The organism is Planotetraspora sp. GP83 (genome assembly GCF_041262585.1).
Classification (GTDB): Bacteria; Actinomycetota; Actinomycetes; order Streptosporangiales; family Streptosporangiaceae; genus JAOEGB01.
On sequence record NZ_JBGCBZ010000008.1, the window covers coordinates 1 to 19,276 of the forward strand.

21 protein-coding genes and 2 tRNA genes are annotated in these 19,276 nt (G+C 69.4%); 13 read left to right on the plus strand and 10 right to left on the minus strand.

Features of this window, described 5'->3' with window-relative positions; genetic code table 11:
* Positions 1–99 precede the first annotated feature (99 nt).
* A tRNA-Arg gene (locus tag ABH927_RS13160) sits at positions 100–172 on the minus strand.
* A gap of 775 nt (positions 173–947) precedes the next feature.
* Between ABH927_RS13160 and ABH927_RS13165 the strand changes: the two genes are divergently transcribed.
* Both ABH927_RS13165 and ABH927_RS13170 read left to right on the plus strand, forming a co-directional pair.
* Positions 948–1,238: a hypothetical protein gene (locus ABH927_RS13165; RefSeq protein WP_370021277.1), complete on the plus strand. Its 291-nt coding sequence runs from the start codon at positions 948–950 to the stop codon at positions 1,236–1,238.
* Positions 1,239–1,554: 316 nt separating this feature from the next.
* Complete coding sequence (locus ABH927_RS13170) at positions 1,555–2,739, plus strand: D-alanyl-D-alanine carboxypeptidase family protein (RefSeq protein WP_370021278.1); 1,185 nt, start codon at positions 1,555–1,557, stop codon at positions 2,737–2,739.
* Positions 2,740–2,839: 100 nt separating this feature from the next.
* Here ABH927_RS13170 and cpaB read toward each other — a convergent pair whose 3' ends face one another.
* From cpaB to ABH927_RS13195, 5 genes are all read right to left on the minus strand, one after another.
* Positions 2,840–3,430 (minus strand): Flp pilus assembly protein CpaB, encoded by a 591-nt coding sequence (gene cpaB, locus ABH927_RS13175; RefSeq protein WP_370021280.1) that lies wholly within the window; start codon positions 3,428–3,430, stop codon positions 2,840–2,842.
* Positions 3,431–3,436: 6 nt separating this feature from the next.
* Complete coding sequence (locus ABH927_RS13180) at positions 3,437–4,243, minus strand: S-methyl-5'-thioadenosine phosphorylase (protein ID WP_370021281.1); 807 nt, start codon at positions 4,241–4,243, stop codon at positions 3,437–3,439.
* A gap of 87 nt (positions 4,244–4,330) precedes the next feature.
* Positions 4,331–4,699 (minus strand): FmdB family zinc ribbon protein, encoded by a 369-nt coding sequence (locus ABH927_RS13185; protein WP_370021283.1) that lies wholly within the window; start codon positions 4,697–4,699, stop codon positions 4,331–4,333.
* Positions 4,700–4,879: 180 nt separating this feature from the next.
* Positions 4,880–6,379, minus strand: a complete 1,500-nt coding sequence (locus ABH927_RS13190) for a potassium/proton antiporter (RefSeq protein WP_370021666.1) — start codon at positions 6,377–6,379, stop codon at positions 4,880–4,882.
* Between the two features lie 41 nt (positions 6,380–6,420).
* Positions 6,421–6,996, minus strand: coding sequence for a 5-formyltetrahydrofolate cyclo-ligase (locus ABH927_RS13195; RefSeq protein WP_370021285.1), 576 nt, complete (start codon positions 6,994–6,996; stop codon positions 6,421–6,423).
* Between the two features lie 33 nt (positions 6,997–7,029).
* On the opposite strand from ABH927_RS13195, the gene galU reads away from it, so the two are divergent.
* The 8 genes from galU to ABH927_RS13235 all read left to right on the plus strand — a co-directional run bounded on the left by galU (position 7,030) and on the right by ABH927_RS13235 (position 13,216).
* A complete protein-coding gene (gene galU, locus ABH927_RS13200; RefSeq protein ID WP_370021287.1) occupies positions 7,030–7,935 on the plus strand; it encodes a UTP--glucose-1-phosphate uridylyltransferase GalU in 906 nt (301 codons plus the stop codon).
* A 37-nt stretch (positions 7,936–7,972) separates the two neighbouring features.
* Entirely contained in the window at positions 7,973–9,157 is a 1,185-nt protein-coding gene (gene glp, locus ABH927_RS13205; protein WP_370021289.1) for a gephyrin-like molybdotransferase Glp, read from the plus strand.
* A 14-nt stretch (positions 9,158–9,171) separates the two neighbouring features.
* Positions 9,172–9,651 (plus strand): cyclic pyranopterin monophosphate synthase MoaC, encoded by a 480-nt coding sequence (moaC, locus tag ABH927_RS13210; protein WP_370021668.1) that lies wholly within the window; start codon positions 9,172–9,174, stop codon positions 9,649–9,651.
* Positions 9,652–9,702: 51 nt separating this feature from the next.
* On the plus strand, positions 9,703–10,179 hold the full coding sequence (locus ABH927_RS13215) for a molybdenum cofactor biosynthesis protein B (protein WP_370021291.1): 477 nt from the start codon (positions 9,703–9,705) through the stop codon (positions 10,177–10,179).
* 59 nt (positions 10,180–10,238) lie between these two features.
* Complete coding sequence (locus ABH927_RS13220) at positions 10,239–10,883, plus strand: GNAT family N-acetyltransferase (RefSeq protein WP_370021293.1); 645 nt, start codon at positions 10,239–10,241, stop codon at positions 10,881–10,883.
* Positions 10,884–11,063: 180 nt separating this feature from the next.
* Positions 11,064–11,825: a hypothetical protein gene (locus ABH927_RS13225; protein WP_370021295.1), complete on the plus strand. Its 762-nt coding sequence runs from the start codon at positions 11,064–11,066 to the stop codon at positions 11,823–11,825.
* Positions 11,826–11,874: 49 nt separating this feature from the next.
* Positions 11,875–11,948: transfer RNA gene (locus ABH927_RS13230), tRNA-Ala, on the plus strand.
* A 995-nt stretch (positions 11,949–12,943) separates the two neighbouring features.
* The gene (locus ABH927_RS13235; protein WP_370021297.1) at positions 12,944–13,216 is read left to right on the plus strand and encodes a hypothetical protein; all 273 of its coding nucleotides are present in this window, start codon (positions 12,944–12,946) and stop codon (positions 13,214–13,216) included.
* 250 nt (positions 13,217–13,466) lie between these two features.
* Here ABH927_RS13235 and ABH927_RS13240 read toward each other — a convergent pair whose 3' ends face one another.
* Both ABH927_RS13240 and ABH927_RS13245 read right to left on the minus strand, forming a co-directional pair.
* A complete protein-coding gene (locus ABH927_RS13240) occupies positions 13,467–13,847 on the minus strand; it encodes a hypothetical protein (protein WP_370021299.1) in 381 nt (126 codons plus the stop codon).
* Between the two features lie 137 nt (positions 13,848–13,984).
* Positions 13,985–14,956, minus strand: coding sequence for a helix-turn-helix transcriptional regulator (locus ABH927_RS13245; protein WP_370021300.1), 972 nt, complete (start codon positions 14,954–14,956; stop codon positions 13,985–13,987).
* A 96-nt stretch (positions 14,957–15,052) separates the two neighbouring features.
* Between ABH927_RS13245 and ABH927_RS13250 the strand changes: the two genes are divergently transcribed.
* The 3 genes from ABH927_RS13250 to ABH927_RS13260 all read left to right on the plus strand — a co-directional run bounded on the left by ABH927_RS13250 (position 15,053) and on the right by ABH927_RS13260 (position 17,230).
* Positions 15,053–15,610: a DinB family protein gene (locus ABH927_RS13250; RefSeq protein ID WP_370021302.1), complete on the plus strand. Its 558-nt coding sequence runs from the start codon at positions 15,053–15,055 to the stop codon at positions 15,608–15,610.
* Between the two features lie 108 nt (positions 15,611–15,718).
* Complete coding sequence (locus ABH927_RS13255; protein WP_370021304.1) at positions 15,719–16,564, plus strand: alpha/beta fold hydrolase; 846 nt, start codon at positions 15,719–15,721, stop codon at positions 16,562–16,564.
* A gap of 321 nt (positions 16,565–16,885) precedes the next feature.
* Entirely contained in the window at positions 16,886–17,230 is a 345-nt protein-coding gene (locus tag ABH927_RS13260; RefSeq protein ID WP_370021306.1) for a cupin domain-containing protein, read from the plus strand.
* A gap of 43 nt (positions 17,231–17,273) precedes the next feature.
* Here ABH927_RS13260 and ABH927_RS13265 read toward each other — a convergent pair whose 3' ends face one another.
* On the minus strand, positions 17,274–17,543 hold the full coding sequence (locus ABH927_RS13265) for a hypothetical protein (RefSeq protein ID WP_370021308.1): 270 nt from the start codon (positions 17,541–17,543) through the stop codon (positions 17,274–17,276).
* 401 nt (positions 17,544–17,944) lie between these two features.
* Entirely contained in the window at positions 17,945–18,910 is a 966-nt protein-coding gene (locus tag ABH927_RS13270; protein ID WP_370021670.1) for an AAA family ATPase, read from the minus strand.
* Positions 18,911–19,276 lie beyond the last annotated feature (366 nt).

The following is a 19,276-nucleotide window of genomic DNA, read 5'->3' on the forward strand; positions in this document are numbered from 1 at the left end:
TGATCATCGACCCCACACGCGACTACCAACCCCAGTACACAAAGAAACCCCCGAACCCGTAGGTTCGAGGGTTTCCGATGTCTTGCGACATCACATGAGTGCCCCCGGCAGGATTCGAACCTGCGGCACCCGCTTTAGGAGAGCGGTGCTCTATCCCCTGAGCTACGGAGGCTGGATGTGCTCTGTAAGCCTAGCGAAAGGTTGGGGCCGCGTGTGCACTGGTGGAGGGTGTCGCCCGAAGGACATGGGTCATCTGTCGGCTGAAGTGCGGTAAAGGCCTGGCAAGTGGGCGAGTCCGCTCTTGTGGAGACTGTCTAACGTCACTGTTCGTGACCGGAGAGCGACGCAAATATGTTCGTCGGCTGCGTCCCGTGGCCATCGTCGTGGCGCTGATCGCGCCCGCGATTCTGGCCTCTGGGATGTTCATGGCCGACTTCACCGGCTATGAGGCCATGGCGCGTGGAGCTTCCGCACAGGGCGGAGTCCCAAAGGCTGCCGGACATCCGATGCAGGCTTCCCGAACAGCGTCCGGGGCAGAAGCGGGGCCCGGCGTCGGAACAGCGGACGGGGGCTCGCCGCTTCCGGACTCGGCTTCGCGGCCAGAGGGCGGAAACGCGCCCGGTATGAGCGCAGGCGCGGCCCCAATGGCGGGCGCAGGTGCGACGGCAGGCCCCGGCTCAGGAGCGGACGCGGCTGCGACGGCAGGCCCGGGTTCGGAAACGGACGGCGCTGCAACCGCAGGCACCGATTCACTGACAGGCGGGGGCCCGGCGGCAGGCCCCGATCCAGTGACAGGTGGGGGCTCGGCGGCGGGTTCCACCTCGGGGGACGGGCTCACCACAGGCGACCGCGGGACCTCTTCGGGTGTCGCCGATACGGCCCCGGCTGGGACAGATCCCGGCGTCGGAACGAATGACGCTCCTCCAGCGACGACGGGCAGCGATCCCGTGGCCCAGGCCAATCCGCCGGGCGGCGTGGGGCTGGCAGCGGGAGCCGTACAGGACGATGTGCTGGACCCGACGCCGGTGCCCGAGCCTTTTGGGCCGTCCCGCGTCTACGGAGGGCTCATACTCGTCGAACGGCCGGAGCTGACTGTTCAGACCGCCGGTAAGGCACGGCCGAAGCGCCGGCCCAAGGAGAGGCGATCGGACGGCGACGGAGTGGGGCTCACGTGCGGACTGGAGTGGCAGGGCACCTGGCTATGGGAGCTGTGCCAGGAGCGCGGCGGCCAGGTATAGGGCCCCCGCCTCAGAACCTGTCCCACGCCGACCCCCGCACCCGCCTCGGTCGCGGCATGGGCGGCGGCCCCTGTTTGCGGGCGCGGGCGCGGATGTATGGCCCAGCCGTGGTGCGCAAATCGTGCCGATTACCGCGTGGATCCGGACAAGATGCCGAAAGGAGCTGTGATCGGTAGCTAACGCATGTGACAACTCGCGCCCAGGGATGTGAGGACCTGTAGTAACGTGCGTCCCTGACCCGGGTCACGAGTTCGCAAACGGGGGGTCGATCGTGCCATCTCGTCGATCAGCGCGTCTGGTCGCGGTCGTCACGGCGATGACTTCGCTCGTCGGCGGAATCTTCTCCGGTACGGCGCAGGCCGCCCCCACGGTCCCGTCCGGTACGGCAGAGGACGTCCACGCGGTCCCGTCCCGTACGGCACGGGCCGTCCAGGCCGATCGTGCGGGGGACGCCTCTGCGAACGGCCGGGGTTCGACCGCACATGCCGTGGCACTCGGCGCCTATCCGCTCAAGAGAAACGCGAAGGCGAAGGGGAAGGATCCGGGCAGCCTGAGTGAGTTGCGGCGGCAGGCCCAGCAGGCGTTCAAGGGCATAGAGGACGCCAACAAGGCCCTGGTCGCCAGGCAGAAGCAGTTTGACGCCTCACAGAAACAGCTGGTCGCCAAGCTGACCCAGCTCCAGGCGGCGACCCAGGCGCTCGCCAAGATGCGCAAGCCGCTCTCCGATCTCGTCGAGTCGATCTATCAGGATCCCTCGACGACCGGGCTCGGGCCGCTCTTCACCCAGAGCGACGGCACCACGACGCTTCGGGCCATGAGTGACGTCGACCATCTGGTCGCCGGGCGCAACACCGTCCTCGGCGACGCGATACGGCTACAGCAGCAGCAGGAGCAGTTCGCCACCGAGGCGCAGGAACTGCGGGCGGCCAACCTCCTCCAGGAGGCCCAGCTCAACCTGCAGATCGACAGCCTGCGGAAGCGCTCGTCCAGGCTGGTCAGGTCTCTCACGAAGGCGCTGACCAAGCTCGGCGTCAACGTCAACCAGGGCCACCGTGGGGTGGGGGCCTGTGATCCCACGCGGGTCGACATCGCCGCGCAGTACCCGAACGGCCTGCTCCCGAAGACCAGCCTGTGCCCGCTGCCGCAGGAGGGGGAGGAGTTGCGGGCCGACGCGGCCATCGCCTTCGCGGACCTCAACCTGGCCTACCAGAGGCGGTTCGGCAGGCCGATCTGCGTGTCGGACAGCTATCGCAGCCTCAGTGAGCAGCAGACGGTCTATTACCAGCGTCCCGGGCTCGCGGCGATCCCGGGCAAGAGCAACCACGGCCTGGGGATGGCGGTCGACCTCTGCGGCGGGGTCCAGGCCTTCCGATCCGTTCAGTTCAACTGGCTGGAGGCCAACAGCAAGCGCTTCGGGTTCATCCACCCGGACTGGGCCTACCACAGCCCCTTCGAGCCGTGGCACTGGGAATACGACCCCAAGATCGGTTCACTCCTCTAACGGTTTCGCCGCAGGCGGTGTTCGCCTCTGGTAGGCCCTCCTCACCAAGCCCTTGATCACCGGGCCCCTTCTTACCGGGCCCTTTCTCACCGGGCCCTCCTCACCTTGGATGGATGGCGACGGACAGGCGGCCATGAGCTTGTGCCTGCGCCAGCTGCGCGGCCTGGGTGGGAGTGGTCGCGAGGACCAGGAGGGCGCCCTCGTCGTCCTCTCCCGAGGGGCGGGTTATCACCCTGACCTCCTGCGTGACGGCGAACGCCTGCCGGCCCTCTCCCTCGAAAGCGGCGAAGACGTCGATGAGGTCTCCCGGTGAGAGCAGCCTCGCGGCGGCCGGGTCCGCGATCCGGACGGGAGCCGCCACCATGCCCGGCCCCTGAGCGGCGAGCAGCCCTTGAGCGAGCAGCCGGGCGTCGGTGAGCGGCTCGCCCCGGCGCATCGGCCCGCTGACCACACGGCCCATGACTGCCGATGCCGTACGGAACGCGCCATCCGGCACGGCGTCGGGCGGCAGCCGTACGACCATGACGTCGGAGGCGGACAGGCGGCCTCCGCCGAGATCGTGAGCGGCGGCGAGGACGTCCACGCCCTGAGGGGGCCGGACCGACATGACCACGCACGCCACCGCCAGCCCCGCGAGGATGGCGGCGATCAGACGGCGGCGACGAGCGAGAAGCAGACTGACGGCGCGCATGGCCGGTTATGGAAGGTCGAAGGGGAGCTTGATGCCGTCGAGGGCGCTGCCGCACGGGCACGCACGCTCAAGGGTGAGGGCCTCCACGACCTCGCTCACCAGCGAGCGCATCCGCTCACTGTTGGCCGCGAAGAAGGCGAGAACCTCCTCGTGGGTGACCCCCTCGCCGGCCTCGACACCGGCGTCGTGATCGGTCACCAGGCAGAGCGACGTGTAGCAGAGGGCCAGCTCCCGGGCGAGCACCGCCTCCGGGTGGCCGGTCATGCCGATGATCGACCAGCCGGCCTGCGTGAACCACCTCGACTCCGCGCGGGTGGAGAACCGGGGGCCCTCGATGACCACCAGCGTGCCGCCGTCGACCGTGTCCCACCCCGTCTCGCGGGCCTTCGCCACGGCCGTGGCCCGGCCTCTGGGGCAGTAGGGATCGGCGAACGACACGTGGACGGCGCCGCCCGCGTCGTAGTAGGTCTGCGCGCGGCCGGTGGTGCGGTCCACCAGCTGGTCGGGGATCACCAGAGCGCCCGGACCGAGCTCGGGCCGCAGTGACCCGACGGCGCTGGGCGCGAGCACCTGGCGGACGCCGAGCGAGCGCAGGGCCCAGAGGTTGGCCCGGTAGGGGATGCGATGCGGGGGATGGACGTGGCCGCGCCCGTGCCGGGGGATGAAGGCCACGGACCGGTCGCCGATCCGGCCCAGTGTGACGCTGTCGCTCGGCGGGCCGTACGGCGTCGCCAGCTGGATCTCCTCGGCGTGCTCGATCAGGGAGTAGAACCCCGAGCCGCCGATGACCCCGATCTCTACGTCGTTGACCATGCGGCCGACCCTAGCGAATCACGGCCACCCTCGACGCGACGCCTGTGGATAACTCCGCGCAGGCCCGGCCGGCGCCGGGCCCGATCGTCACGCCGCGGAGGTCGCCGCTGAAGTCGTGCTGCCCGAAGAAGATCCCGAAGAAGATCCCGAAGCCGATCCGGAGGCCGACGTCGAGGCCGCGGCGGGAGCGGCCTCCTTGGCCGAGTCGCCCGGCTTCTTCGCGGAGTCGCCGCCCGACTTCTTGGAGTCGCCCGACACCGTGGAGGTGGACGAGCTCGACGACCGGCTGTCGGTGCGGTAGAAACCGGACCCCTTGAACACGATGCCGACCGGGGAGAAGACCTTGCGCAGGCGGCCCTGGCATTCCGGGCAGTCCGTGAGCGGGTCGTCAGAGAACTTCTGAACGACCTCCAGCTGCTCACCGCAAGCGGTACAGGCGTACTGATAGGTGGGCACGCACTCCTCCTGAGACTGGCACTCGACCCGTTCGACTGCTAATGGTAAGCAGTCAAGGAGCACAAACGCCACTCCAGCCCGGTTTATTGCACCTCGGTCCGCTTCCCGACCCCGTGTCCGCCCACCCCGCGACCGCCTCCGGCACCCCGAGGCCGCCTCCGCCTCAAAAGGTCGAGACAGCTAGGCCCCTCGCTCGCCGTACCAGCCTGCGAGCTTGCCACGGCGGCTGACCGCGCGCAGGCGGCGTTCGACGGTTTCCCGCTGGGCGGCGGTGGTCACCACGAGAAGCTGGTCCTCCGCGCGCAACCGGGTGTTCTCCGTCGGCACGAAGGACCGGCCGCCTCGGACGACCATCGTGACCAGGGCGTTCGCCGGAAGCCGCAGCTCGAAGATCTCGACGCCGTGCATCAGCGAGCCGGTCGGGATTCGGATCTGGAGCAGGTCGGCGTTGAGCTCCTCCAGAGGCGCGGCTTCGACGGAGAGGTCGCGGGCCTCGCCTTCGGCCGTCACGCCCAGAATCCGCGCCAGATAAGGCAGCGTCGGCCCCTGTACGAGTGTGAACACGATGACGATGATGAAGACGTCGTTGAACAGCCCCTTGGCGCCCGGCACGCCGGCGGCCCACGGGATCGTGGCGAGCACGATCGGCACCGCGCCGCGAAGACCCGCCCACGACAGGAACACCTGCTCCCGCCATGACAGGCTGCCGATCCGCGCGACCTGCACCAGCGCGGCGGAGACCACGACCGAAAGCGGCCGGGCCAGGAAGACGAGGGCCAGCCCGGCGACCATGGCCGGGACGATCACGCGCGGCAGCTCGGACGGGCTGGCGAGTATGCCGAGCATGACAAAGAGGCCGATCTGGGCCAGCCACGCCGCGCCCTCGGCGAATCCACGAGTCGCCGCCCGGTGGGGCAGCCGCGCGTTGCCGAGGATCAGCGTGCCGACGTAGACGGCGAGGAAGCCGCTTCCGTGCAGCAGCGCCGCCCCGCTGTACGCGACGAACGCCAGCGCCAGCACCGCGATGGGATAAAGACCCGAGGCGGGCAGCGCCACCCGGCGCAGGGCGTAGGCGGCGGCCGGTCCGACGGCGAGGCCCACCGCCGCGCCGATGCCGAGCTCGTAGGCGGTTTCGAGCACCACCTGCCACAGCGACGGCATCGGCTGGGAGGCCGCGCTGAGCATCATCACGACGATGACCGTGGGGGCGTCGTTGAAGCCCGACTCGGCCTCCAGGATCCCGGCCAGCCGGGGAGGCAGGGGAAGCCGCCGCAGCACGGAGAACACGGCGGCGGCGTCCGTCGAGGCGAGGACCGCGCCGAGCAGCAGCGCCGTCCGCCAGTCCATGCCCAGCAGGGCGTGTACGGCTACCGCCAGCCCGACGATGCTGACCGCGATGCCCACCGTGGCGAGCACGAGCGCGGTGGGCACGGCGTCGCGGACGTGGGCCCAGTTGGTGGTCAGGCCGCCTTCGGCCAGGATGACGGCGAGCGCGATCAGGCCGAGCTGCTGGGCGAGTTGGGCGCCCTCGAAATGGATGCCGCCGATCCCGGACTCGCCGAGGAGCAGCCCGAGACCCAGGTAGATCAGCAGGCTGGGCAGGCCGGTGCGGTGGGCGATGCGGACGGACGCGATGGCCGCGATGACGACGGCGGCGGACAGGAGAAGCCAGATGTTCAGCCTTACCCGCCCCCCTCCTCCCGCGACTTATCGGAATCTTTTCACATATGCACCAAACGGGTGATTCCGGTCGGTAGGGCCGCGAACCGTACACGCTGGTCGTGCGGCTCGGCCGGCACGTCCTCGATCAGCTCGCCCTCGTGGAGCAGCGCCACCGTCGGGACGTTCGGCCCGACCCGGGAAAGGGCCCTGTCGTAGAACCCGCGGCCGCGGCCGAGCCGTACGCCGGTGAACCTGTCCACGGCCAGGGCCGGCACGAGGACCAGCGCGGCCGTGCGGATCGTGTCCACGCCGCGCCGGGTGTCCACCGGCTCCATGATCCCGAGCGGCCCGGGCGCGAGGGAGTCGGGCCCGTCGTACACCGCCCAGTCGAGATCGCCGTCCGGCCGCTGCACCGGGAGGATCACGGTCGCCCCGTGCTTCCACAGCGCGAAGACCAGCCCGTGGGTCGAGGGCTCCGATCCGGTCGACCAGTAGCAGGCGACCAGGCCCGCCATCTGCACCCATGGCTGGTCGAGCAGCGTCTCCCGCACGGCGGCGGAGGACGCCCGCAGGGTCTTCTCGTCGATCTTCGAGCGGCTGTCCAGGATCCGCCGTCGCAGGGTCACCTTGTCCATATCCCGCTCCGCCTGCTCCGTTAGTGTTCAGCCATGGCTGACTTCGATCCCGTAACCAAAGCCGTGGTCCCCGCCGCAGGTCTCGGCACACGATTCCTGCCCGCGACGAAGGCGACCCCCAAGGAGATGCTGCCCATCGTCGACAAACCGGCGATCCAGTATGTCGTCGAAGAGGCGGTATCCGCCGGACTGCTCGACGTCCTCATGGTGACCGGCCGCAACAAGCGCTCCATCGAGGATCACTTCGACGTAGCGTACGAGCTTGAGGACGCGCTTCGGGCCAAGGGGGACGAGGAGCGCCTGTCGCAGGTCCAGGAGCCTGTCGACCTCGCGACCATGCATTACGTACGGCAGGGCGAGCCCAAGGGCCTCGGTCACGCCGTGCTGTGCGCCAAGCAGCATGTCGGCCACGAGGCGTTCGCCTGTCTCCTCGGTGACGACCTGATCGACCCGCGGGATGCGCTGCTCAAGCGGATGATCGAGGTCAGGGCGACGTACGGCGGCAGCGTCGTCGCGCTCATGGAGGTCCCGCGCGAGCAGGTCTCGTTGTACGGCGCGGCCGCGATCGTTGCGACCGACGAGGCCGACGTGGTCCGCGTCACCGACCTGGTGGAGAAGCCGCCGGCCGACGAGGCCCCGTCGAACTGGGCGGTCATCGGCCGCTATGTGATCGACCCGGCGGTTTTCGAGGTCCTGGAGAACACCCCGCCGGGGCGCGGCGGCGAGATCCAGCTCACGGACGCCCTGCGGACGCTGGCGGCCAGGGGACCCGAGGAGGGCGGGCCGGTTCACGGCGTGCTGTTCCGGGGCCGCCGCTACGACACGGGCAACAAGCTCGACTATCTGCGCACGGTCGTGCAGTTCGCGGCCAACCGCGAAGACCTGGCGCCCGATTTCCTGCCCTGGCTCAAGGAGTTCCTCGACCAGGCCGAATCGTAGAAATCGTAGAGCTCGTAGAAAGAGGACTCTCGGACCCATGAAGACGGTCGACCGGCATCTTGCCGACATCCTGGCGACCGTACGGCCGCTGGCCCCGCTCGAGGTCGAACTCGAGCGGGCGCTCGGCGCTGTGCTGGCCGAGGACGTCTCCTCGCCCGTGCCGCTGCCGCCTTTCGACAACTCGGCCATGGACGGCTATGCCGTACGGGCCGAGGACGTGGCCGGCGCTCCCGTGACGCTGCCGGTGATCGAGGACGTGGCGGCGGGGGACAGCGAGCTGCGCGCGGTGGGGCCGGGGCTGGTCTCCCGCATCATGACCGGCGCGCCGCTGCCGGCGGGCGCCGACGCCGTCGTCCCGGTGGAGTGGACCGACGGCGGCGCCGTCACGGTCAGGATCGACAGGCCCGCGCCGCCCGGGCACGCGATCCGCCGCTCGGGTGAGGACGTGCACGCCGGGGACGTGGTGCTCCGCGAAGGCACGCGGATCGGCCCGGCCCAGCTCGGCATCCTCGCCGGAGTGGGACGACGTCGCGTGACGGTACGGCCCCGGCCAAGGGTGGTCGTGCTGTCCACCGGCGCCGAGCTGGCCGAGCCCGGCACGCCGCTGGCCTCCGGACAGATCTGGGAGTCCAACAGCTTCATGCTCGCCGCCGCCGTGCGCGAGGCCGGGGGAGACGGGTTCCGCGCCGGCGTCGTGACCGACGACCCGAGGGAGTTCCTCGACACGCTCGACGCCCAGCTTGTGCGCGCCGACGCCGTGATCACCAGCGGCGGCGTCTCCATGGGGGCCTACGAGCCGGTCAAGGAGGCCCTCGCGCCGCTGGGCAAGGTCATGTTCGAGAAGGTCGCCATGCAGCCGGGCATGCCGCAGGGCTTCGGGGTCGTCGGGCCGGACAGCGTGCCGATCTTCACGCTGCCGGGCAACCCGGTGTCGTCGTTCGTGTCCTTCGTGGTGTTCGTGAAGCCCGCCCTGCGCAGGATGCAGGGGCTGCCCGAGGGCCCTCCGGAGACCGTGCGGGCGACCGTGACCTCGGACCTGCGGTCGCCGCCGGGCAAGCGGTCCTACCTGCGCGCGGTCCTGACCGGGGACACCGTCGCGCCCGTCCTCCGCCAGGGCTCGCACCAGCTCGCCGCACTGGCCTCCGCCAACGCGCTCATCGTCGTCCCGGAGGACGTGACCGAGCTGCCCGAGGGGTCCGGCGTGGAGGTGATCCCGCTGTGAGCGAGGTGAACCCGATGAACCCCGGGAACCGCCTGACGCACATCGACGAGTCCGGCGCCGCCCGAATGGTGGACGTCTCGGACAAGGACGTCAGCGCCCGTACGGCCACCGCCACCGGCCGCGTTCGTCTCTCGCCGGAGGCGGTGGCCCTGCTGCGCTCGGGAGAGGTGCCGAAGGGCGACGCGCTGGGGGTGGCCAGGATCGCCGGGATCATGGGAGCCAAGCGCACCCCCGACCTCGTGCCGCTCTGCCACCCGATCGCCCTGCACGGGGTCAAGGTCGAGCTGGCGGTCGTCGACTCGGGAGTGGAGATCACCGCCCGGGTCCGGACGGCCGATCGGACGGGAGTCGAGATGGAGGCGCTGACCGCCGTCTCGGTGGCCGCCCTCGCCCTGGTCGACATGATCAAGGCAGTCGATCCGGCCGCCGTCATCAGCGACGTACGCGTAGAAGAGAAAACCGGGGGCAAGACCGGCAGCTGGACGCGTGGCTGACGTCCGAGCCGATGTCGAGGTCAGTTCATTCGGATTGAGGGGAGTAAGGCTGTGCGGGCTTTGGTGATCACGGTCTCGAACAGGGCCTCCGCGGGAATGTACGAGGACCGTTCGGGGCCGCTGCTGGCGGCGCTGCTCGCCGAGGCGGGCTGTGATCCGGTGGACGGCCCCCGCGTCGTCGCCGACGGGGAGCCGGTCGAGTCGGCGCTGCGCGGAGGCATCGCCGAGGGGTACGACGTGATCGTGTCCACCGGCGGCACCGGCGTCACCCCTCAGGACCTCACCCCCGAGATGACCCGCCGGGTCATCGACCGGGAGATCCCCGGCATCGCGGAAGCCGTACGGCAGGCGAACAGGGAGAAAGTGCCCACCTCGATCCTGTCCCGCGGCCTCGCCGGACAGGCGGGTTCGACGCTGGTCGTCAACCTCCCCGGATCGTCCGGCGGCGTCCGTGATGGGATGGCTGTGCTCGGGCCTATCCTGGGCCACGTGGTCGACCAGATCCATGGCGGTGACCACACGGCTTGAGTGGAGCCACGACACCCCTGGCGTGGCGCGTTGACCGTCTTCCGGTGGATGATTGACGAATGGATCGACTTCGCGGCTGGCCGGCGACCCTGGTGGAGGGGCCCGTGGGGCTCCGACCGCTGCGCCTGCGTGACGTCCGGGACTGGCGGGACACCCGGTTGCGCAACGCCGAGTGGCTGCGACCCTGGGAGCCGAGCAATCCGGAGACTCCCCTGTTCAGGACGGGTCTCGGGCCGTACGTCTCGATGGTCGGCACGCTCAGGCGGGAGGCGCGCCAGGGGCTGGCTTTGCCGTGGATCGTCACTTATGACGGAGCGTTCGCGGGGCAGCTCACCGTCGGGGCCGTGGTCTGGGGTTCCGCGCGGTCGGCCCAGGTGGGCTACTGGATCGACGGCGCCCTCGCCGGGCGCGGCATCATCCCGACCGCCCTCGCCATGGCGGTCGATCACTGCTTCTTCACCACCGGCTTACACCGTCTCGAGGCCAACATCCGTCCGGAGAACCACGCCAGCCGCAGGGTCGTGGAGAAGCTCGGCTTCCGCGAGGAGGGCGTCCGCAGGCGCCAGCTGCACATCGACGGCGCGTGGCGCGACCACATCTGCTACGCCCTGACGGTCGAGGACGTGCCACGCGGCCTCCTCGTCCAGTGGCGCAGGACTTCGGACGGCTCGGCCGCCCGGCGAAGCGAGCCCAGCCCGGGTTAGCCAAACGATCTCCGGGAAGGTCCGGTCGGGATCGAATTACATGAACAGCTTTGACGATCTCGCGACACACCGGACTCAATGCTCGTCAACGAGCGACACGCAGTCTTACGGTGCGTGACGTGAGCACCTCTCCGATGACACGAGTCCCCGGATGTGTTCACCATGCCCGGAGGTGGCCGCATGGGTAGCGCCCTCCTCTATCTCGCCATCGTCGTCATGTGGTTGAGCGTCCTGCTGCCGATGTGGCTGCGCAGGGACCGGCATGTCCACGACGACCTCTACGACGACCAGCCCGCCGAGGCGGACACGGTCGTCGACGGCCCGCCCGAGGACCGCTCCAACGCCGCACCGGAGGAGCAGTCCCCGGCGTCCTCGCCCGCACCCATCACCCTCGGCGCATCCGCCACCGGCTCCGTGGCACGGTCTCCAAGCGGGATCGACTCTCCGAGCGGGATGGGGTCGGCGGCTGGGGGTGCCTTGGGAGCCGGCGAAGGGAACCCCGCCACGGCTGACGCCGGGGGCGACGGCGCTCCTGCCGCAGCCAAGGGCGAGAGCGCGGCACCGGCGCGGCCCCGCCGTACCCAAGCGCGACGGCGGGCCGCCATCGTGGCCCGCCGTCGCAGGCGGCTCCTGTGGAGCATCCTGCTCCTCCTGGCGTCTGTAGTGACGGCCGCCGTCCGGGTCATGCCCTGGTGGGGCGTGACCCCCTCAGGCGTGCTCCTGGTGACGTACATCGCCGTCCTGCGCGTCGCCGTACGGGTCGACAGTGAGCAGCGGGAGAAGGCGGCTCGGGCCCGGGCGGAGCACCTGCGCCGGGCGCGGCAGCGCCGCCGCGCCCTGGCGGCCATGGCGCGCGAGGCGGAGATCATCCAGTTCGAGGCGCGCAAGCGCACCCAGGTCTTCGACCAGTACGCCGACGGACGCCGCGCGGTGGGGGACTGACGGGATGGCGCGAGAAGCCCCAAGAGTTTGCTAACCTAGTCGAGTCGTTGGGGCTATAGCGCAGTCCGGTAGCGCACTTCGTTCGCATCGAAGGGGTCTGGGGTTCAAATCCCCATAGCTCCACAACGAACAGGCAGGTGAGGGCCTTGCCCGCTGAGGCGGGCAAGGCCCTTCTGTTTCCTGCGGGAGAATTTTGGGAGAGGGGAGCGACGATGAGCGACACCGCCCACCTTGACCACAGCCCGCCCGCACCTAGGCTCGTCCCATGAGCGCCCAGTCCGTCCAGGACCCGCGGTAGTACCCCGAGGCCATCCTGGCCGTACTGCCGGAGCGGTGGCATCAGCAGTCACCACGATGACCGCTCAACCGCATGAGACGCACCGCACGCCAGAGGAGACGGCCGAGGCGCGGCCGCACTACATGGAGCTGCTGGCCATGTTGGAGGTAGCTCCATGGGCTGGCGATCCGTTCAGGGAGGACCGGCCCGAGGGCACATGCGAAACAGGTCTTCGGCGGCCGCGGAATCGCAACCTACGTCGTGGTGGAGGAGCGGCGCGTGGTCTACGTCGTGCGGACCATGTGGCTCGGCTGACCACGTCGACGACGAGACAGAGATGATCACCATCACTCGCGTGCTCTGGGCCGACTAGGCCGACCGGGCCCTGCTGTTCCTCGGCGAGATCACCGTGACCACCTTGGACGTCGTCCCGGCCCGCCAGCGCGAGAGCTCCCTATCAAGCAGTGGGATCGGCGAGGTTGGGCCACATCTCGAACCGCGCCGCGATCGCGTTCTCCCACAAGTCAGGGGGCCTCGCCCGAATGCTTCTGATCGAAAGACCAGGGAGGCCGGGAATCGCGCTCGGCCGGACGAATTGGCTCAGGCATCCTGAGGGCATCCTGATACGTCACCATTACGCAAGGGTCTTCCCACCCACGCGCTTGCGCGTGTTGTGGCGGCCCAATCGACCCTAAAGAAGAGGTCTCCTTGGGTGCTACCAGCCTATGTCCTTGGGAACTCCTTGCACCCGATGACATGGGACGGAGAGAGGCACTGCCCTTCGTCGCCGACCCGCGGCCCGTCGGATGGGTCGACCCGCAGAATGTGCAATGCTTCAAACATGGAGATCGAGGCGTTAACTGAGGACGAGGTTGTTCTCATCCTGAGCCGAGACGACGTAGCCTTGATCAACAACGCCCTCAACGAGGTGTGCAACGGCATCCACTGGGACGACGCAGAGCTTCGGACACGGACTGGCTTCACTCGGGAAGAGGTGCGCGCAGCTCTAAAGCTCATCAATAGGGCAGGCCGCGAGATGGGGCAAGCGCGGGTAACAGGCGCAAGTCGGGCTGACCTACTTTCGTGCGGCCTTACCGTGCCACGCGTCCAGTGATAGAGGTTATCCACGGTGAATGGCGAGCAATCATGGGCAGGACTCACCGGCTCTGACCTGCGCTGCAGCAGCTCAGCTGTGTGCGTGTCGAAGTCTTCCAACCTGTTTGTTCCAGGTCAATATGGTTTGTGACATAGATCCGTAACCTGTAATTCTGGGGCTTCCGGGTAAGAACAGAGGCCGACTCCGCCCAGCGGGACCGGCCTCTCCGATCCTCCGGGTCACCAGCCCCCCGCTGTAATAAGTCGCATCAAGCTGGGGGAGGCTCATCTTTCTCCGCTTCGGCCTTCGCGCGCCCCCTGACGAGAATGACCATCGCACCCACGGTGCCGATCAATAGAGCGGCGCCCGCAGTGAAAAAGGCCGGCGATCCGACTTCCACGCCTTGCGTCGTGACGGAGCCGGCTACTACTGCCGCGGCCCAGGTCGCAACAGCGATCAGGCAGAGCATGCCCGCAAGGGAATCCCTGCGAGCGCGCCACCGGTGAAACATGAGAATCATGCCGCCGCTGCCGGCGAAGAAGGCAACGGCCTGAAGGCGCTCCGGCCAGGTTGACCAGTAATTGCTGAACATGTAGACCTGCGAGACAGCGGCGGCGAGTAAGCCGACCAACCAGACGATACGTGGCACGGACCTCGGCACTTTAGGCACGACGACGCACTCTAGCGATCAGATGACGTACCTGCCCGGTAGTCCTCAAATGGGGCGTTCGGAGGCGGGCAGGACAAAGGCTCGTCAGATGATCGCCTGACGGGTCTTGTCGCTCTTCAGAGACCATCTTTGAACTGGGCCCGGTTGAACCGGGCTCCCCAGTTGTGGATCTGGTCGAGCAATTCGGGAGGGCTGAGGACGCGGAAATCAGCGCCGAGCACGCCCAGTGCCATGGTCGGCCAGTCGAGGGAGTCGGCGGTCATGCGCATCCGGCAATGCTCGGCGTCAACCTTCTCGACTGTGCTCCACCTGCCGATCCGTTCGTGCACGATCTCGGCCGGGGCGTCGACCAGGACCTCCACCCGGTACGGGCGGGGCAGGTTGTCCAGGCCGGCGCGGACGAACTCGGCGGCGTCGGCGGCGGGCAGGTCGCGGGGCCGGAACCGGGAGCCGGTGCCGTGCGGCTCGGTGAGCCGGTCGACCCGGAAGCTGCGCCAGTCGTGCTGGGTGAGGTCGTAGGCGACCAGGTACCAGCGGCGGCCGAGGCAGACCAGCCGATACGGTTCGGTGTGCCGGTCGGTGTGCCGGCCGTCGGCGGCGGTGTAGGAGAAGCGGAGCTGTTCGCTGTCCCGGCAGGCCAGCGCGACCGCGGTGAGCACGCCCGGGTCGACGCCCGCCCTGGCCGGGCCGTCCCAGCCGGCGGGCACAGTCATCGCGCGCAGCGCGTCGATCCGGCGCCGCAGCCGGGCCGGCATCACTTGCACCACCTTGGCCAGCACCCGCACCGAGGACTCCGCGATGCCCTCCACCGCACCCTGCGCGGCGGCCTGCAGCCCCACGGCCAAGGCGACCGCCTCCTCGTCGTCGATCACCAACGGCGGCAGTGCCGCGCCGGCGGCGAGCTGGTAGCCGCCGTCCACGCCGCGCTGCGCCTCGACCGGATAGCCCAGCTCGCGCAGCCGGTCGACGTCCCGGCGCAGGGTGCGGACCGAGACTTCCAGCCGCTCGGCCAGTTTGGTGCCCTGCCAGTACCGGTGAGTCTGGAGCAGGGACAGCAGCCGCAGCGTCCGGGCGCTGGTGTTCGCCATGTCCTGAAGTCTTCCGCAATTCAGGTCGGAAAGTGACCGCTATTGCCACCAGTGTGGTCTGTGACCGGCAGAACAGAACAACGGAAGGCAGAGACCATGACCGTCAACGAGCTGACCACCCGCGACACCGCCGCCGCGCCGGTCGCAACCGGTGAGCGCGCCGACCTGCTCGCGATGCTGGCCAAGCACCGGCACTTCCTGCGCTTCACCACCCGCGACCTCACCGACGAGCAGGCCGGACAGCGGACCACCGCCAGCGAGCTGTGCCTGGGCGGCCTGATCAAGCACGTCACGGCGGTCGAGCGGAACTGGGTGGGCTTCATCCTGGACGGTCCGTCGGCGATGGCCGACTTCACCGCCATGACCGAGGCCGACTGGGCCCGGTGGGCCGACGAGTTCCGGCTGCTGCCCGGTGAGACGCTGGCCGGTGTGCTGGCCGGCTACGCCGAGGTGGCCCGCCGGACCGACGAACTGGTCGCCACCCTGCCCGACCTGGACGCCGCCCAGCCGCTGCCGAAGGCCCCGTGGTTCGAGGCCGACGCGCGATGGTCGGCCCGCCGGGTGCTGATGCACATCCTGTCCGAGACCGCCCAGCACGCCGGCCACGCCGACATCATCCGCGAGTCCCTGGACGGCGCCAAAAGCATGGGCTGACCAGCGGCGCGGCCAGGGCGTTGCTTCGGCGGCTGGACCAAGACCTTCACCGCCCCGTTCGGCCGTCGTGTTCCCGGCGTTGTCGTAGGCGACTACTACGCTCAGCGGGTGACGACAGAGGGTGATCTTGAGCTGAGCGACGGACGCACGCTGCACTACTACGACATGGGCGCGGACGGAGCGGATGGCAGGCTCGCCGTTTTCTGGCACCACGGCACGCCGAACGTCGGCGCGCCTCCCGAGCCCCTCTTCGTGGCCGCGACGCGGCTCGGCATCCGCTGGGTCTCGTATGACCGGCCCGGATACGGCGGATCAACTCCTTGCCCCGGCCGGGACGTGGCGTCGGCGGCCGCTTACGTGGCCGGCGTCGCCGACGCGCTGGGCATCGATCGGTTCGCGGTCATGGGCCATTCCGGCGGCGGCTCGCATGCCCTCGCGTGCGGCGTGCTGCTGCCGGAACGCGTCCTGGGCGTGGTCAGCGTGGCCGGGCCCGCCCCGTTCGGCGCGGAGGGGCTTGACTGGTTCGCGGGCATGGCCGCCTCCGGCGTGGCGTCCCTGCGCGCCGCCGCCCAGGGACGCGCGGCGAAGGAGGGGCACGAGGCTTCGGGCGCCGAGTATGACCCCGAGTTCACCCCGGCCGATCATGCGGCGCTCTCCGGCGCGTGGTCCTGGTTCGGTGAAATCGTCGGCCCGGCTGTGGAGGGCGGCCCGGGCGGGTTGATAGACGACGACCTCGCCTACGTCTCCCCGTGGGGCTTCGACCCCGCGCAGGTGAAAGTGCCGGTCCTGTTATCGCACGGTGGCCGGGATCGGGTCATCCCGAGCGCGCACAGCGAGTGGCTCGCGCGCCGCTGCCCGTGGGCGGAGCTGCGGCTGTCCCCGGACGACGGACACATCTCGATCCTCAACTCCGGCGAGGCCGCCATGGAATGGCTCCGGGAGCACGCCGTTTAGGCCGGCGCCGTCAAAGGCGCCATCAAATGCGGAGCGGATCGGCGCAGGACCCCTGGACGCCGGACCCTCCTCATGATCGGCAGGATCGAAGCGGCACCGCCCGCGTCTCATCGCCCTCTCCCGGTGGTCCCGCTGGTGGCGAGGCGCATCATGATGACAGGTGGGCCGACGCGCGGCTTCAGGCCGCACGTCCCGGACGGCCCCACGATCTCGGGGCCATCACGCCTACGCCATTCTGGAGGTCCTCAAAGTCGCGGCCCTGCTCACCACCGGCATCCTGCTGCTGAGGGCATGAACCACCCCATACCGAAAGGCGTCACCATGGAGCCGATATCACTGACCACCCTGGCGAGCGAGCACCTGGCCAAGGCGCGGGAGAACACGAGTGGGCGCAGTGCGCAGACCGTTCACGGCGGACACCAGCACTCCCTGCGCCAGACGCTGATCGCACTGGCCGCAGGGCGTGGCCTCGACGAGCACGAGAGCCCCGGCGAGGCCACGTTGCAGGTGCTGCAGGGACGCGTGCGCGTCGCGAGCAGCCACGACACCTGGGAAGGCGCGGCAGGCGACTACCTCGTCATACCGCCGGAGCGGCACAACCTGACCGCGCTCGACGACTCCGCCGTCCTGCTCACCGTGGCGGTGGACTCCGGCCCGGCCACCTGACCGCCCGCTCAATCGTGAGGCCGGGTCGTTCGATGCTGAGGCTTCAGGGGCGCCACTCGTCACGGTAGCCGGGGTGCCAGTCGTAGGCGGCGGCTTCGAGACGGAGGAGGTGCTCGGCCTGGGCCCGCTCCCCGACGTCGATCAACCCGCCGCCGAGGATGTGGGCGAGGTAGTTGAGGCGTTCCCTCTTGGCTGTGAGGTCGCGCTCTTCCTGGAGATACGCGGCCAGAGCCTCGTCGGATGTGGCGTCGTCGATGGAGCCGCGCGCCGCGTCGTCGAGGCATGCGCGGATGAAGGCGATCAGCTCAGTCATCGGCGGCCCTCATGAACAGGCCGCGCACGATAAGCAGGCCGCGCACGATAAGCAGGCCGGGCACGATAAGCAGGCCGGGCACGATGAACAGGCCGCGCACGAGCGTGCGGGCGTGCCGCCTGGCCCGGGCCGGCTTGGCGGGAACCCGGCGACCGTGACGGCCCGACCGTACGGACCGACACCCGCGTACCCTCCGCAGTCGAGATCGCTCATGCCGCCATCCTCCCCCAACGGCTCACGCTGTTCCGATGATTCGGTACAAGCCGGGCGTCAGGAGCACTCCGCCGAAAGGTAGGAGATGGGCAGGGCCGCCTTGCTGGGGCAGAGGCGGCCCTTCCGCTTGGTGGCACATCGGCGCCCACGAACGACCCCGCATACGCGCGGAGGGGCGCCGTGCCGAGTCAGTCCCCCGCCGCCACGGGCTCCGCCGGCTGCGGGGCTCCGTTCCGGCTCCCGCGAGGCCGGGACGTCGATGCCCACGAAGGGGCCAGGGTCGCCGAGGACTCACGTGAGGGACGGCGCTGCTGGGAGAAGGCCGAGCCCACCGTGGCGGCGAGGTACATGTAGGCCTCCCGCGTCGAGGGTGCGAGCGCATCCAGCTCGAACTCGGCGTCTTCCTCCAGGTGGGGATCGAAAGGAATGGTCACCACGGTGCGGCAGCGCTCGTCGAAGTGGTTGTGGAGCGCTTCCAGGTCCACACTCGACTGGCTCTCGTGGCGGACTCCCGACAGGACCACGGTGGCCGAGTGCGCCAGGTCGGCATGACCGTGGGCCTCCAGCCAGTCCAGGGTCGCTCCCGCCGACCGGGCCGCGGCCACGGACGGAGCCGTCACCAGCACGATCTGGTGGGCCAGCTCCAGAGTGGCCGACATCGCCGAGTGTGACAGGCCGGTGCCGCAGTCAGTGATGCAGATCGAGTAGAAGTGCTCCAGAAGCCCGGCAACGGTCCGGTAGTCCGCGGCGCTGAAGGCCTCCGACACGGCGGGGTCACGGGCGGATGCCAAGATTTCCAGCCGGCTCGACGGCGACTGCGAGGTGAACGCCCGGATGTCGGCGTATCGCGGCTGGTCCAACGTGATGAGCGTGGTCAGCAACTCCCGGACGGTCGCCGTCGTCTCGACCGGCAACCGGTCGGAGAGGGTGCCGCGATCCGGGTTGGCGTCCACCGCGATCACCCGGTCACCCCTCAGAGTGGCGAGTGTGGCCCCCAGCCCCACGGATGTGGTCGTCTTGCCGACGCCGCCCTTCAGGCTGAGCACGGCCACCCGGTGGTGCCCCCCCGCCACCGGCGTGCGGGCTCGGGCGATCAGTTCGCGACGGCGCAGCTCACGCGGCGACTCGCCGAGATGCAACAGCCCCCCGCTCATCTTGTACACGGCGCGACGCCAGCCTCCCGAGGGGGCGCGCCGCCTCACTCGGAGAAGGAGCTCTGGAGTGAGACGATCCGTGGGGGTGGTGGCGGAATTTCCGTCATAGGGAGCCGCCAACCCTCCAGCTGAGACGGACACCTGCTCCTGGACCACGGTGACCTCCGTTGATTGCCGTTTGTGAAGAGCAAGGGGGCATGCCGCAGAGAGGAGTGGCCAAGCCTGCCGGGTGGTCATACGGACGTACGGCACGGCCTCGCCTCGTCGCCCTGATCGCGTCCCCCGAATGCTCCTGATCGTGTTGTGACTGGTCATTGCCGCTGCCGTGGACGACATGGCACACGCTACGATGTGTCATCGTACGAT